General features: G+C 58.8%; 15 protein-coding genes. 4 read left to right on the top strand and 11 right to left on the bottom strand.

Annotated features, from left to right (window positions below; all coding sequences use genetic code 11):
- Positions 1 to 94 precede the first annotated feature (94 nt).
- Complete coding sequence (locus tag WHX55_RS14840; protein WP_150723844.1) at positions 95 to 916, top strand: DeoR/GlpR family DNA-binding transcription regulator; 822 nt, start codon at positions 95 to 97, stop codon at positions 914 to 916.
- A gap of 53 nt (positions 917 to 969) precedes the next feature.
- On the opposite strand, the gene otnI is transcribed toward WHX55_RS14840, so the two are convergent.
- From otnI to WHX55_RS14800, 8 genes are all read right to left on the bottom strand, one after another.
- Positions 970 to 1,752: a 2-oxo-tetronate isomerase gene (gene otnI / locus WHX55_RS14835; RefSeq protein ID WP_353742978.1), complete on the bottom strand. Its 783-nt coding sequence runs from the start codon at positions 1,750 to 1,752 to the stop codon at positions 970 to 972.
- 21 nt (positions 1,753 to 1,773) lie between these two features.
- Positions 1,774 to 3,234: an SLC13 family permease gene (locus tag WHX55_RS14830; RefSeq protein WP_353742977.1), complete on the bottom strand. Its 1,461-nt coding sequence runs from the start codon at positions 3,232 to 3,234 to the stop codon at positions 1,774 to 1,776.
- A 189-nt stretch (positions 3,235 to 3,423) separates the two neighbouring features.
- On the bottom strand, positions 3,424 to 4,062 hold the full coding sequence (locus WHX55_RS14825; protein WP_353742976.1) for an aldolase: 639 nt from the start codon (positions 4,060 to 4,062) through the stop codon (positions 3,424 to 3,426).
- A gap of 8 nt (positions 4,063 to 4,070) precedes the next feature.
- Complete coding sequence (otnK, locus tag WHX55_RS14820; protein ID WP_353742975.1) at positions 4,071 to 5,369, bottom strand: 3-oxo-tetronate kinase; 1,299 nt, start codon at positions 5,367 to 5,369, stop codon at positions 4,071 to 4,073.
- Between the two features lie 10 nt (positions 5,370 to 5,379).
- A complete protein-coding gene (gene ltnD / locus WHX55_RS14815) occupies positions 5,380 to 6,285 on the bottom strand; it encodes an L-threonate dehydrogenase (protein ID WP_353742974.1) in 906 nt (301 codons plus the stop codon).
- The gene (locus WHX55_RS14810; RefSeq protein WP_353742973.1) at positions 6,278 to 6,445 is read right to left on the bottom strand and encodes a hypothetical protein; all 168 of its coding nucleotides are present in this window, start codon (positions 6,443 to 6,445) and stop codon (positions 6,278 to 6,280) included. The genes ltnD and WHX55_RS14810 overlap by 8 nt, the downstream gene beginning before the upstream one ends.
- A 73-nt stretch (positions 6,446 to 6,518) precedes the next feature.
- Positions 6,519 to 6,692, bottom strand: a complete 174-nt coding sequence (locus WHX55_RS14805; RefSeq protein WP_191633649.1) for a hypothetical protein — start codon at positions 6,690 to 6,692, stop codon at positions 6,519 to 6,521.
- Positions 6,693 to 6,964: 272 nt separating this feature from the next.
- Complete coding sequence (locus WHX55_RS14800; protein WP_150755277.1) at positions 6,965 to 7,855, bottom strand: LysR family transcriptional regulator; 891 nt, start codon at positions 7,853 to 7,855, stop codon at positions 6,965 to 6,967.
- Positions 7,856 to 8,035: 180 nt separating this feature from the next.
- On the opposite strand from WHX55_RS14800, the gene WHX55_RS14795 reads away from it, so the two are divergent.
- Positions 8,036 to 9,025: a zinc-dependent alcohol dehydrogenase family protein gene (locus WHX55_RS14795; protein ID WP_150755276.1), complete on the top strand. Its 990-nt coding sequence runs from the start codon at positions 8,036 to 8,038 to the stop codon at positions 9,023 to 9,025.
- A 729-nt stretch (positions 9,026 to 9,754) separates the two neighbouring features.
- On the top strand, positions 9,755 to 10,273 hold the full coding sequence (locus WHX55_RS14790) for a cysteine hydrolase family protein (RefSeq protein ID WP_150755275.1): 519 nt from the start codon (positions 9,755 to 9,757) through the stop codon (positions 10,271 to 10,273).
- Between the two features lie 151 nt (positions 10,274 to 10,424).
- Here the strand turns inward: WHX55_RS14790 and WHX55_RS14785 are convergent, their stop codons facing one another.
- The gene (locus WHX55_RS14785) at positions 10,425 to 10,745 is read right to left on the bottom strand and encodes an isochorismate lyase (protein ID WP_150755274.1); all 321 of its coding nucleotides are present in this window, start codon (positions 10,743 to 10,745) and stop codon (positions 10,425 to 10,427) included.
- 309 nt (positions 10,746 to 11,054) lie between these two features.
- Entirely contained in the window at positions 11,055 to 11,585 is a 531-nt protein-coding gene (locus WHX55_RS14780; RefSeq protein ID WP_151213471.1) for a DUF2867 domain-containing protein, read from the bottom strand.
- Positions 11,586 to 12,234: 649 nt separating this feature from the next.
- Between WHX55_RS14780 and WHX55_RS14775 the strand changes: the two genes are divergently transcribed.
- The gene (locus WHX55_RS14775; RefSeq protein WP_151213470.1) at positions 12,235 to 13,338 is read left to right on the top strand and encodes a Gfo/Idh/MocA family oxidoreductase; all 1,104 of its coding nucleotides are present in this window, start codon (positions 12,235 to 12,237) and stop codon (positions 13,336 to 13,338) included.
- 4 nt (positions 13,339 to 13,342) lie between these two features.
- Here WHX55_RS14775 and WHX55_RS14770 read toward each other — a convergent pair whose 3' ends face one another.
- Entirely contained in the window at positions 13,343 to 14,227 is an 885-nt protein-coding gene (locus WHX55_RS14770) for a LysR family transcriptional regulator (RefSeq protein ID WP_150723855.1), read from the bottom strand.
- Positions 14,228 to 14,267: the final 40 nt, after the last annotated feature.

Below are 14,267 nucleotides of genomic sequence, written 5' to 3'. Positions count from 1 at the left end.
CCCGATGCCTCATCACGCTACTGATCCGGCGGCAGATTCGCTACTATGGTTGCCCGCCTTCCTTGTCTGTGGATTTCTTCATTCTGGAGCCCGAATGCCTAGTCAAAAGGACATCGCCGCCGAAAGCGGCGCACCGATGATTCCTGAACAGCGCCGTGAATTGATGCTGCGACAGTTGCGCAAGCATCAGGTGCTGAGCGTTCATCAATTGATGGAAATGTTCGACTGTTCGCACATGACCATACGCCGCGACATTGCGTTGCTGGAGCAGGAAGGTCGTGCTTACTCGGTAACGGGTGGGGTGCGGATCGCCAGCCAGCTGCACAGTGAGCCCAGCCATCAGATCAAGGCGGTGGTCGAGTTGCCGCAGAAGCAGGCCATGGCCAGGCTCGCCGCCCGGCTATTGCATGCCGACATGACGATTTACCTGGATGCGGGAACCAGCACGCTGGAAATCGTCCCCTACATCAAGGCGCTGTCCGGCATGACCGTGGTGACCAATGACTTCGGCATTGTCCAGGCACTGATCGAAGCCCCCCATGTCACGGTGATTCATACCGGTGGGCAGCTGGATCACTCCAATCAATCGTGCGTGGGCGGTCTGGCGGTTGCCACCTTGCGTCAGGTGGTCACCGATATCGCGTTCATATCCACCAGTTCATGGGATTTGCGTCGCGGCCTCACCACCCCTTCGGCGCTGAAGGTTGAGGTCAAGCAAGCCGCGATGCAATCGGCTTCGCAAGTGGTGCTGGTGGCCAGCAGTTCGAAATACGGCACCTTCAGCATGTACAGGATTGCCGGGCTCGAGCAGTTCGACATTATTCTCAGCGATGACGCGTTGACCGCTGCAGCGGCCGATGGCATCCGCAAGCAGGGTGTCGAACTGTTGCTGCCGGCTGACAGTACACCGGCGTGAAACAACGGACTCCTGCATCCTGCGGAGTCCGTCGCCGCCCTCCTCTATAATGCTTAACGCGCTTTCCAGTCGCGCAACCACTGCAAGCCGGCAGACGTATTGCCTCGTGGCCGATATTCGCACCCTACCCAGCCGTCATAACCCAATTGGTCGATCAGCTCGAACAGATAGGGATAATTGACTTCCCCCAGGTCCGGTTCATGCCGGTCAGGCACACCGGCGATCTGGATATGGCCGATACCATCGAAGTCGCGACGCAGTTTAGTCGCCAGGTCGCCCTCGACGATTTGGCAGTGGTAGCAGTCGAACTGAACCTTCAGGTTACTGGCGCCCACTTCCTTGCAGATGGCCTGGGCCTGATCCTGGCGGTTGAGGAAAAAACCTGGCATGTCTCGTGTATTGATCGGTTCGAGCAATACGGTGACGCCTGCCTTGGCCGCCTGGGCGGTGGCGTAGGCGAGGTTCTCCAGGTACACGCCGTGATGCCGCGGGCGATCGCTTTCCGACGGCAACAGCCCGGCCATCACATGGATGCGCGAATTACCCAGCACACCGGCGTACTCCAGGGCACGGTCAAAACCGCTACGAAATTCACCCTCCCGACCGGGCAACGACACCGTGCCCCGCTCCCCCGCTGCCCAATCACCGGGCGGCGCGTTGAACAGTGCCTGCACCAGGCCGTTGTCGCTCAAGCGTTGCTTGAGTTCTTCAGCGCTGTAGTCGTAGGGGAACAGATACTCCACCGCTTCGAAACCGTCAGAGGCAGCGGCGGCGAAGCGATCCAGAAACTCATGTTCCGGGTAGAGCATGCTGAGGTTGGCTGCAAAACGAGGCATGGTAGCTCCTGAGATAAAGGGTTAGACAAAGGGCCAGATCAGCAGGGTAATACAGAAACCCAAGGTGCCGAGCAAAGTGGTCATCACCGTCCAGGTGCGCAGACCGTCGGCCACGTTCAGGCCTGACAGCTTGGTGAAGATCCAGTAACCGGCGTCATTGATATGGGACATGGCCAACCCGCCACCGCCCATGGCCAGACACAGCAGGGCCATGTGGTTCGGGGTGAGATCGAGGGTCGCAATCAGCGGGCTGATGATGCCGGCAGTGGTCACCAGCGCCACCGTGGTCGAACCCTGCACTGCGCGCAACAGCATGGTCAGCAGAAAGCCCAGGGCCAGCACCGGCAGACCGGTGGTGCGCAGCATGTCGGAGACCACGGCACCGATTCCGGTGTCCACCAGCACCTTGCCGAACACACCGCCGGCACCGGCAATCAGGATCACCATGGCGACACCGGGCAAGGCCGAACCGATCACGTCTGATACCTGAGTGCGGCTCCAGCCCCGGCGCGAACCCAGCAGCCAGGCACACAGCAAGGTATCGATCAGCAGCGCCACCAGCGGCGCGCCGAGCACAGTCATGATGCCACGCAGAGTCGATTCGGCAGGCAGCAACGAGGTAGACAGAGTCCCCAGCAGAATCAGAATGATCGGCAGCAGGATCAGGCTGACGATCAGGCCAAAACCTGGTGCGGGGGCCGACGGCAATTTGGAAACGATGCTGCTGGTCGACTCTTCCAGGCCCATGTGTGATACGGCTTCAGCCGCTCGCTCAGCGCTGATGTCGTTGCCATTGGACCAGGCGGCCAGATCCTCGTTGGTGACATGCGGACCATAGACCTCGGCACGAATATCGTCGGTCATCGGGTACGCCCGACGGGTCATGCGCCCGGCCACGCGGTAGCCGACATAGCAAAGGAACGCGGTGATCGGCAGACCGAACATCAGCACGTGGCCCAGGTCCGCACCCAATTGGCTGGCAGCAGCCACCGCACCCGGGTGTGGCGGCAGGAAGGCATGTACGGTCAACAACGCAGCACACATCGGCAACGCAAACACCAACAGCGGCTTGCGCGCACGCCGGGCAATGCCATAGGCCAGCGGCATGAGGATGATTACGCCGACCTCGAAGAATACCGGCACCCCGACCATGAAGCCGGCAATCGTCAACGCCAGGGGCGTACGCCGGTTGCCGAAACGGGTGATCAGCGTCTTGGCCAGCGCCTCGGCACCGCCGGAGAGCTCGATGATCCGCCCGATCATCGCGCCCAGGGCAATGATGATCGCGATATGGCCCAGGGTCTTGCCCATGCCGCCTTCGATGGTCGCGACCAGATCGGCCGGTTTCACCCCGGCCACCAGCGCCACCAGAATGCTCACCAGCATCAAGGCCACGAAGGGCTGGAACTTGTACTTGAGCACCAGGAACAACAACAGCGCAATGCCTGTCCCAGCGGTAATCATCAGGATTAACGGGCTCATTTCACAAACCCTCCACGCCGGGTAAATGAAAGGGTACTGCCAATGGATCTGAACATGCCGCAGTGAAGGTGAGTCATGCTTGGATTTCCTGTTGTTATTGTTTTTTCAGGCAAGCTGGGGCCGTCGAGAGTCGCTGTGCGTCTCCCGGGCAGAGCCTGTGTTATCGATCTGTCGTGTTAAGCCAATGCGTTACCAGTGCGCACCAAAGGTTGCTCGCAGTTCGTCCAGCGCCACCTGATCCAGCGGTTCGGGCTTGGGATTGCTCATCAGCCAGAGCCGCGCGGTTTCCTCGAGCTCTTCCAGGGCATAGCTGGCCCTGGAGACCGAACTCTCCCAGACCACCGGGCCCAGCCGTTCGAGCATCACGCCGCGAACGCTATTGGCCAGCAGCGCGACCTGTTCGGCAACCTTCGGCGAGCCGGGTCGCTGGTAGGCGATCAACGGGATATGCCCGACTTTCATGACCTGATACGGCGTCAGCGGCGGCAGAATGTCGTTCGCCTGCCAGACACCTGCGAGCGTCAACGCCACCAGATGGGTGGAGTGGGTATGCACCACACCACCAACATTCGGGTTGCGGTCGTAGACCTGGCGATGCAACGCCAGGGTCTTTGAAGGCTTGTCACCGGACACCCATTCACCGGCCAGGTTGACCTTGGCGATGGTCGCCGGATCAAGACGTCCGAGGCACACATCCGTCGGCGTGATCAACCAGCCGTCATCCAGTCGCGCGCTGATATTGCCGGCGCTGCCGACGGTATAACCGCGCTCATAAAGGCTGCGGCCAACCTCACAGATTTCTTCGCGCAGGGCGTTCTCGTTACTCATTGCGCAGCTCATTGTGCACCCCCGGCCTGGGCGAGTTGGTTCAAGGCTTTACTGAAGAAATCCCGGCCACCGAAGTTGCCCGATTTGAGTGCCAGCGCCAAAGGTTCCTCGGTACTGCTGACGGTCGCCGGTACACCCGGATCAATCTGCGCGCCGATCTGTAGCAACTGCACACCCAACGCCTGGACCACAGCCCCCGAGGTTTCTCCGCCGGCGATCACGAAGCGGCGCACACCGGTCTGGCGCAGGCCCTGTGCAATTTCGCCAAAGGCGTTTTCCACCAGGCTACCGGCCTGCTCGACGCCCAGTTGCTGTTGCACCAACTTGACCTCTTCCGGTGAGCTGGTGGCGTAGATCAATACGGTTTGCTCGTTATCACGGGCGAAGGCCAAGGCTTGCGCCACCACCGGTTCCCCCGCCGCCAAGGCCAGCGGATCAATCCGCAAAGCCGGCCGACCGGCTTCGAGCCAGGCGGCCACTTGTCCATTGGTGGCGATCGAAGCGCTACCGGCCAACACCACTTCCCCGCCGAACACCACCGGAAGTTTCGAGGCATCAAGGTCGCGCAGCTTGCCGGCACGACGGAAATTTTCCGGCAGGCCCAGGGCCAGCCCCGAACCACCCGTCAACAACGGCAGATCGGCGCAGGCGGTACCCAGGGTGTACAGATCGCTATCCGATAAGGCATCGGCGATGGCCATGCCGACACCTTGAGCCTTCAGCTCGGCGATGCGCGCCCGCACCTGCTCAGCGCCACGGGCAATCGTGTCGTAGCGCAACAGACCGACATTCAGACGGGTCTGCGATTGCAGCACGCGAACCAGGTTGGCATCGGTCATCGGCGTCAACGGGTGGTTCTGCATGCCCGACTCGCTGAGCAGTTGATCCTGCACAAACAGGTGGCCGCGAAAGATCGTCCGGCCATTTTCCGGGAACGCCGGGCACGCAAGGGTAAAGTCGCTACCCAGTGCGGCCAGCAGCGCTTCGCTGACCTGGCCGATGTTGCCGGCCGCGGTGGAGTCGAACGTCGAGCAATACTTGAAAAAAATCTGCTCGCAACCTTGTTCGCGCAGCCAGGCCAGCGCGGCGAGGGACTGCTCGACTGCTTCGGCGACCGGCGTGGTACGCGACTTCAGGGCAATGACGATCGCATCGGCATCAAGCCCGGCAGCCACTTCCGCGCTCGGGATGCCAATGCTTTGCACGGTGCGCATACCGCCGCGTACCAGCATGTTGGCAAGGTCCGTGGCGCCGGTGAAATCGTCGGCGATGCAGCCCAGCAGCGGGCGTGCGGTGGAGGTAGTCATGGGGTGTTCCTCAAACAGGCTCAGGCTTGGCAATCGGCAATTCGATGCCCGGGAAAATCTTGATCACCGCCGAGTCGTCCTCACGGCCGAAGCCGGCACTGGATGCCTGCATGAACATCTGGTGAGCGGTGGCCGACAGCGGCAACGGGAATTTGCTGGCCCGGGCGGTATCCAGCACCAGGCCCAGGTCCTTGACGAAAATATCCACGGCGGACAACGGCGTGTAGTCCGCCTTGAGAATGTGCGGCACGCGGTTTTCGAACATCCAGGAGTTACCGGCGCTATGGGTGATCACCTCATACAGCGCATCGGCATCGACCCCTTCACGCAGGCCCAGCGCCATGGCTTCGGCAGAAGCGGCAATATGCACCCCGGCTAGAAGCTGGTTGATGATCTTGACCTTCGAACCCAGGCCATGGACGTCGCCCAGGCGATACACCTTGCCGGCCATGCCAGCGAGGATCGACTCAGCCTTGGCGTAGGCGTCGGCCGGGCCCGAGGTCATCATGGTCATCTCGCCAGCGGCAGCCTTGGCCGCGCCACCGGAAATCGGTGCATCCAGATACAGCAAGCCCAGCGCGGCCAGGCGCTGGCCCAGGTCCACGGCGTAGGTCGGAGCGACTGTGGCGCAGCCGATCACCAGGCTGCCCGGCCGCAGAGAGGCCACGGCACCACCCTCACCAAACAATACCGTCTCGGTCTGCTCGGCGTTGACCACCACTGTAATGATCACGTCACACTCAGCGGCCATGTGCGACGGTGACAGGCAAGCCACGCCGCCCTCCCCGGCGAACTGCTCTGTTACGGCAGTGCGCACATCACAGGCATGCACATTAAAACCGCTGCGCAACAACGAGCGGGCAATGCCCAGCCCCATCGCGCCCAGACCGACCACACCGACATTCTTGTTATTCATGGGGTACTCCAGAGAAAAGCAGCGACTGCTGCCACGCCTGCAAGGCGCAGACGTTGGCCGCGTTGTGAATAAGGCAGCGATAGACAGAATCAGCACCACGCGGATAAACCAACTGAGGGGCGCTGTGATTCAGGACTTGAGTCGGGATCTCATCGAACATCAAGGCAATCCTGTTTTTGTCGTGTTATCAGGTTGTCATACCGGCTGATGAAGATCATCTACCAGTGATCAGATTATGTGAAGTATTTTTTACTAATAACATTTTTTAACACGCCTTTCGCCGCGCCGAAAGAAGAGATGCTGCTCTCCCGGCGGGACACCACCGAATCACGAGCCCGTTGAAGCCCTGGATCGGCCAACGTTGGCGCTGGCTTATCCCCCTTGGGGCGTTCGCTGAAAATCCGCATGGAAGTCTCCAGCTACGACGCGCTATGCCTGATGGTTCAGGCCGGCCTGGGCATTGGCATCACGCCCGAGGGGAGCGCGGCGATTTACAGAATGGAGGTGCGAAGGCGATCAGGCTGGAGAGCCATGGGCCTGCGGCGAACTCAGCGTGTGCGTGAGGTCGCGAGAGGCGTTGTCGGTCGCGGCGGGATTGTTCCTGGAGCACTTGCTCGAAAGGGAGTAAGCGATATCAGGCTCAAGGGCTCGAAGGTGCAGTTACGAGTGGGTTCATCGATCAGGGGGCTCGGCCAAACGCAGCACTGGCAAAGTCCAGAAAGCTTCGCAGCTTGGGAGTCAACCGACGGTCAGGCGCATATAAAAGGTTCATGGGTGAGACCGGCACCTCGTAGTGAGGTAAAAGGCTGACCAACGTCCCATCCCTCAATGCATCCTTGACCAGCTCCAACGGCTGAAGCATCACGCCCAATCCAGCGACGGCGGCTGCGAGTAGCGGATCGCCCTGATTAATCGTCAATCTGCTTGTAATGGGCACATCTATACGCCCTTCCTTCCCGTCGAAACTCCAGTGTGAGCGCCCGTCGGAATACGCAAAGCCCAGGCACTCGTGCTGTTGCAGATCCCAGGGTGTAGTAATGCGAGGCCGCCGAGCCAGATAGGACGGCGCAGCGCAGAGCACCATCTGGTAGGGTCTCAATGGCAACGCTTTCAAACCGCTGTCCGAAAGCCCACCAACCCGAAACACTACGTCATAGCCGTCTTCCACGAGGTCTACGATCTCGTTTGATAACGTAAGGTCCACTGAGACCTGCGGATACTTGACCATGTACTCCAGCAGGCGCGGCGACAGCGTACGCATACCGTATGTGACGGGTGCGTTGATTCTCAGTCGACCGCTTGGAACCCCGCGCGTCACGGCAGCCATGCTTTCCGCAGCGTCCATATCGGCAAGGATCATCTTTGCTCGCGGATAGAACGCGCGGCCAAATTCGGTGAGGCTTTGTTTGCGAGTCGTTCGGTTAAGCAGCGACACCCCCAAATGCTGCTCGAGCATTTTCACCTGTTTACCTACCAGTTGCGGGGATAGATTGAGATCTTCCGCCGCCGCACTGAAGGAACCGAGCTGTACCGCCTTGACGAATGTGGCCATCTGGGTGAGACGATCCATTGGAAACCCATTGTTTCTAGTGTTGCGCCATCCTAGTCCTTTATCCGAGGGGGGGCCAAAGCCTATATTTGATTGCCATGACTCAGGCGCGCTCACAATCCCGACCACTGCCTGGGTTCCCGCTTTCACTCAAATCAGGTCGGCATTCACCCCGGCCCCTTGATTACAACAGAGGTAACGATGGCCCGCATTGTCAGAATCCATGAGTACGGTGACGCAAGCGTCTTGAAGCTGGAAGCAGTCGATGTGCCTGCTCCAGGATCGGACGAGGTGCAAATTGAAGTAAAAGCCATAGGGCTGAACCGGGCGGAAGTCATGTTCCGCAACAATGCCTACCTGCAAGAGGCGGAATTTCCAAGTCGTCTGGGGTATGAAGCCGCCGGCGTTGTCGTCGCGGTCGGTACCGGCGTCACTGACTTCAAGGCAGGCGATGTTGTCAGCGTCATTCCGCCACTGGACATTGCACGCTGGGGCACATATGGCGAATTGGCGAACGTGCCCGCCAACCTCACTGTCAAGCATCCCGAAAACCTGTCTTTTGAACAGGCTGCGGCCTCCTGGATGCAGTACGTTACAGCGTGGGGTGCATTAGTCGAGCAGGCAAAACTGCAAAAAGGTGATTTTGTTCTGGTTACCGCTGCTTCCAGCAGCGTCGGATTGGCAGCCTTTCAGATTGCCAGAATGGTGGGCGCCACCGCCGTCGCCGTTACCCGCACGCGGGCAAAGAAACAGGCGTTGCTGGATGCAGGCGCCGCACATGTCATCGTCAGCGAGGAAGAGGATATTGTCGAAGCGACAATGGCGCTGACCGGCGGATTGGGTGCCCGTGTCGTTTTCGATCCCATAGGCGGCCCCTCCTTCGTACCTCTCACCCAAAGCATGGCCAAGGGCGGTATCCTGCTTGAGTATGGTGCGTTGAGCCCGGAACCCACGCCATTCCCATTGTTCACCGTATTGGGTAAAACCCTGACCCTCAAGGGCTACCTCTATTCTGAAATCGTTTCCGACCAGGTGACCTTGTCGCGGGCCAAGGCGTTCATCCTGAATGGACTCGAATCAGGCGCGCTTCGGCCGATCATCGCCAAGACCTTCACACTCGATAACATTCAAGAGGCGCACCGCTTCCTTGAAACCAACCAACAGATCGGAAAGATCGTGGTGACCGTTTAACGTTTGCATCAGAACCGCGTATGGCCGGTTTGCTTCTCAAAACAGGAGAGATCCTGAAAGCGAAACAACCGGCCTCTCTGCGAGGCATCGGAGTTCGTCCTGATCGAGTGGAAAAGCAGTTCAAGCTGCTTGAATACCCCCCCCGGCGTCGGTTTTAAAACCGGAATCGCCCCTTTCTCCGCGTATAGCCTTGGCTACCGGGTCCATGTCAAATATGACGCAGGACCACGCATCAAAGTACATCTCTACGCTCACGACGAAAAACAGGTAATTGCATAGATTTGCCCACCCATTTGCATTCGACCTGACCAATCATTTGCATCGGATTTGACCAGCACGCTTCGTGGTCATGACCGTCAGAGAGCGACCCATTGCTGCCGGTGGCGATAGTCAAAAACGGCCATTTGCATTCGTTAGCGAACGGCTATATTGGGTCGATTTCAGCCGGTCGTGAAAGGCAGAAATCGGCCAGGAGCTGTCGTTGAGTCCCATCTGCATGAAATGACTTTCATCCCGGGCATGCTCACTTGCAAGACCGGCGCGCCACAGTTAAGGTCATGCTTCATGACTACGCCATGCATCGAATCGACCACAACCTTCACGACCGCCACAGGCGGGTCGTGGGAGGTTGTGTGAGTTAAAACAACGCATAACCCCAAAGACCCGCCAGTAATGGACCGGGTCTTTTTTTTGCCCCGGTTTTATTGGCACAAACGTAAGGAAACGCACATGTATGCACTTCTGATTCTCGACATGCAGGTAGGGCTTGTTCACGGCCCGGATAGACCTTGGGGCAGTGAAGCGCTTCTCGATACATTGAATAGGCTGATGAGAAGTGCACGGGAGACTGGCGCCCCCATCTTTCTCGCCCGCCACATAGGTCCGGCCGGGTCTCCTATCGAGCCGGGTAGTCCGCTCACCGAGCTTGTCCAGGAGTTGCAGCTAAGAGGTGACGAAGTGATTTTTGAGAAAAAACGTCCCAACGCCTTTGCTCAGACTGAGCTGGCTGGTCAGCTACGCGAACGCGGCTGTGAAGGCATCGTCGTTACAGGAATGAAAACTCAATACTGCGTAGATAGTACTTGCCGTGCTGCCCGCGATTGCGGCTTCGATGCTGTGCTCATCGCCGACGGACATACCTGCTCTGATACTCCAACGCTCAAAGCAGAGGCCATCGTTGCCCACCACAATGCAACCTTGGCGGGGCCATTCTGCCGAGTCGTTCAGGCTGAGGAATGGAGTTTCTAAGAAACTCCCCTGATCGACCCCGGCCAGGGTCGATCAGTCCGCTTGGCGCTGATGGGTTTCTTCTCCACTGGCCACTATCGGCCAGCCCGTCAATCACAGCGTGAGTCAGTGTCCGCTTCACGCCCCGAGGAAGTCAGTCCGGACACTAGAGTCAGGTGTCGGATTGATGAGCCGTCCAGTGTTTCATTTCTTCTGCAATGAAGTGGTTCACCAGGTCACTGTACATCTTCTCGATTGCATCCGGGCTCAGGCCCTCAGCCTCGGCCCACTCGCGTCGTGTCGCCAACATGGCCTTGAAACGCTCCGGAGCACGCACCGAAGTCACTGAGGTCTTGTACTTCGAGGCAGCCAGTACGTAGTGAAAGCGCTTACCCAACAGCTTGATAACAACCTGATCTAGGGCATCGATTTCGCGTCGGATATCCTCCATGCCTGCACACTCTTCGGGCTGCAGCTGATTGATGACGTCCATGTTAGGTGACTCCGTTTGCTGAAAAATTCGTGTGCCTTCGGAAGAAGTATCGGCGCGCTGACTTCCGTGAACGATACAGCCTGAATACCATAAAATCCGCTGTCCGCCGCACGATGAGCGTTTTTTCGCTAAGGCAGATCGGCGAACTCTTTAGACCACGTTAATCGAAAAGGCAGTGTGCAATGGTACCGGTGTTTGACTGTCCGCTTGTGGCCGATTGTTGCCTGTCATGAAGGGCTGCAATCGACTGTGGATTCAATCGCTCGATGGAAGGGTTAAACTTCAGAGGGGCACACAGCGTTCTCAGCCTTAGGGGCAGGTAGCCAGAGGCCAACCGACGCGCGCCGCACGCAGGAGGCTGGCTTTAACAACCAAGCGGTGAAATGGGGCAATGACGAAGATGTAGGCCCGGCCTAGACGGTTGTGGCACTGGACCACGGTTGAAACAACGAGTTGGTGACTGCCTTCTGGCTCTGCCTCTCCAGAACACAGAACCGATATCCGGAAGTCGAGGTGCTTGTCGTCCTCTCCCAACACGATTTCAGTCTGGTTAGTGCTGTAGACCTTGAAGATTCCAATCCGATTAGCAAGTGTTGCCAAGTGTTTGGCTGTCTTGAGACCGAAACAGGCAACGATAGTGTCTCGGACTTTCATGAGCCATCCGATCCAGGATGGCTGGTGGGAAAAGATGAATCGAGCCAGCAAATCTGGATTGCTAGATGTGCCCGCAGGGAGCCGAATCGCAAAAGCGTCCGCTAGGTTCATCGACTTGTAAAAGTGGGAGATGCCGGACCTCGAGGGGACTGGCACGGACGTAATGAGCTCGAACTCTCTGGGCATCGGGGATCTCTCCTGAGATCTAACTACTAATTAGGCGACATGCCATGTCATGTTTCTTGTTGCGATGGCTTGTCGTATAACGCTCCTTGTCGCCCTGTCAGTGCTTGTCTAGCTTAGGGCAAACGCGACATCGCCCTGAGAGAAACACGACAAGGGCGACGGTAGGCCCTGTTGCCTTCTAGACTCGAAAGCAGCATCGGTAACGCTACCCATTTGCCATCACTGTGTCCACCGTCCGCTCCTGGCCGTTCTCTGCCGATCGTGGTTACAAAGCATTCCGGTCAAATCCGTCGCAATCACTGGTCAGGTCGAATGCAATCGGGTGGTCAAGTACCGTGCAATTTTCCCAAAAAAGGACTGAAGTCAATACGGAAGGCTTGGGCCAAACGTTTCGGTAGTCCTGGTGCGGAGTATTCCGGACACCAGCGTCCGAAGTGTTCGGATCTCTAACGCATTTTTTCCGACTACATCTCTTCCTACACTGGCTCGACCAGGTTTTCCGCAGTTGGAATACCTCGGCGCCATGACGTTATTTGCCGTGGCCAACCTTGGCTTTATCAGCGCCCTTTGCGCGGTATTGGCCTTATGCCGCCAGCCGTCGTCGCCCGACAACGCAACCTTTCCCTTCAAACCAGGCTCAGGAGCTTCCATGACCCTGTCATCAAAAAAAATTCGAGTGGGTCTCATTGGCGTCGGTCATTGGGCCGAGTACGGTCACTTGCCCGCCCTCCAGTTGCTTCCCGACTATGAGCTGACGGCAGTCCACAGTCGCAGCCCGGAAAAAGCCGCCGACCTGGCGCGGCGCCACGGCATCCGCTTTGCGCTCGATTCCGTGGAGGCTCTGGTCAACCATCCGGAAGTGGATCTGGTGCTCGTGCTCAACACGGCACCCCAGCACGAGGCCACCGTACGAGCAGCCATCGCCGCCGGAAAAGATGTGTACTGCGAATGGCCGCTGACGCCCAGCAAGGCCGTGTCGCAGGAACTGATGGCGCTTGCCGAGAAGGCTGGCGTTCGGCATATCGTCGGATTGCAGCGTCGACTGAACCCGGATTATCGCTATGTACGCGACCTGTTAAAGGACGGCTACATCGGGGAACTGCGTTCGGTGCGGTTGCATGTCAGCGTCGAATATTTCCAGCGCGAACGCCTGGCCGCCCTGTACTTCACCATCCCGCCGGAGAACTTCTCCAGCCTGCTTTCCATCTATGGCGGTCACTATTTCGATGCGGTGTTCAGCATGCTGGGCCATCCGCAGAGCATCAGCGCGCTGACTGTCAACCAGTTCCCGGAAGTGACGCTGATCGAGACAGGTGAGGTACTGAAACACACAACGGCCGACCAGGTTCTGGTCAACGGTACCTTCTCCAACGGGGCTGTGCTGACGGTCCATATCGAAGCCGGGAAACGCAGCAACCATGGCATACAGCTGGACCTGACCGGCACCCAGGGTGATCTCAAGATCTGGAACACCACCAGTTTTGGCGACCAGTTCAATACCATCGAAGCGGCCCAGGGCGACTCGCAACCGATGCATACACTCACGGTGCCGCCGCGCTACAACTGGCTCCCGGAGAATGACCTGGGCGGCAGCCAGCAGGAACTGGCCCACTTGTATGCCGCCTACGCCAATGATGTGCGCGACGGTACCCAGGTTGCACCGACCATGGCGGATGCCTTGCGCATGCACGAATTGATCGATGCCATCGAAATCTCCAACCGCGACGGTGTGCGCCTGAAGCTGCAGGCGTAAGCGATCAGATGCGCAAGTGCGCACTCATGTAGTCAATGAAAACGCGCAACTTGGGCGAGGCATACCGGCTGGCTGGCCACAGCATCCAGAAGACGACTTGGCGGTCAATGTAGTCGTCCAGCACGGTGACCAGTTGGCCGCTTTCCAGCGCTTCGCGCACCAGGAAAGTCGGCAGAAAGGCAATGCCCCTGCCCTGGATTGCGGCGTAGGCAAGAGGCTCGATGGTGTTCGACGTCATCGTGGCGGGCAGCACCAGTTCAGCCTCGGAAGCTTCGAGCCGCAGCGGCCAACGCTCCAGCTTTCCGGTTGCGGGGAACTTGTGCTGCAAGCATGCATGGCGTTCCAGTTCACGCGGATACGCGGGTACACCATGCCGCTTGAGATACGTCGGCGACGCCACCAGCACATGTGCGCAGGAACCGAGGCGGCGCGCAGTCAAGCGAGAATCGGTCTGCTCGCCGGTGCGAATCACCGCGTCGAACCCCTCCTCGATCACATCGACCATGCGGTCGCAAAAATCGATATCCAGTTCGACTTCCGGATACTGCTCCATGAACCCGTCAAAGGCCGGCATCATCAGGTCGCCCAGTAGCGGCGTGCCCACCCGAAGCCGCCCCCGTGGACTGCCAGCCAGGCCTGACAGCTCGGACTCGGCAGCAGTGACCTCGCTGAGGATGCGGCGGCAGCGCTCAAGGAACAGGGTCCCCTCGGCCGTCAGCGTGATGCTGCGTGTACTGCGATGAAACAGTCGCACATGCAAGCGCTCCTCCATCCGCGCAATGGTTTTGCCCACGGTCGAGGATGACACCCCCAACTGGCGGGCGGACTCGGTAAAGCTGCGCGTTTCGGCAACCTGCACGAACATCGAGATGCCATTCAGACTTTCCATCGCTTTTCCTGCCTGCTCCGGTAGAACCCCACCAACAAGG

Source organism: Pseudomonas fluorescens, from assembly GCF_040448305.1.
Taxonomy (GTDB): domain Bacteria; phylum Pseudomonadota; class Gammaproteobacteria; order Pseudomonadales; family Pseudomonadaceae; genus Aquipseudomonas; species Aquipseudomonas fluorescens_BH.
This window is presented reverse-complemented; position numbering and strand designations above follow the sequence as displayed.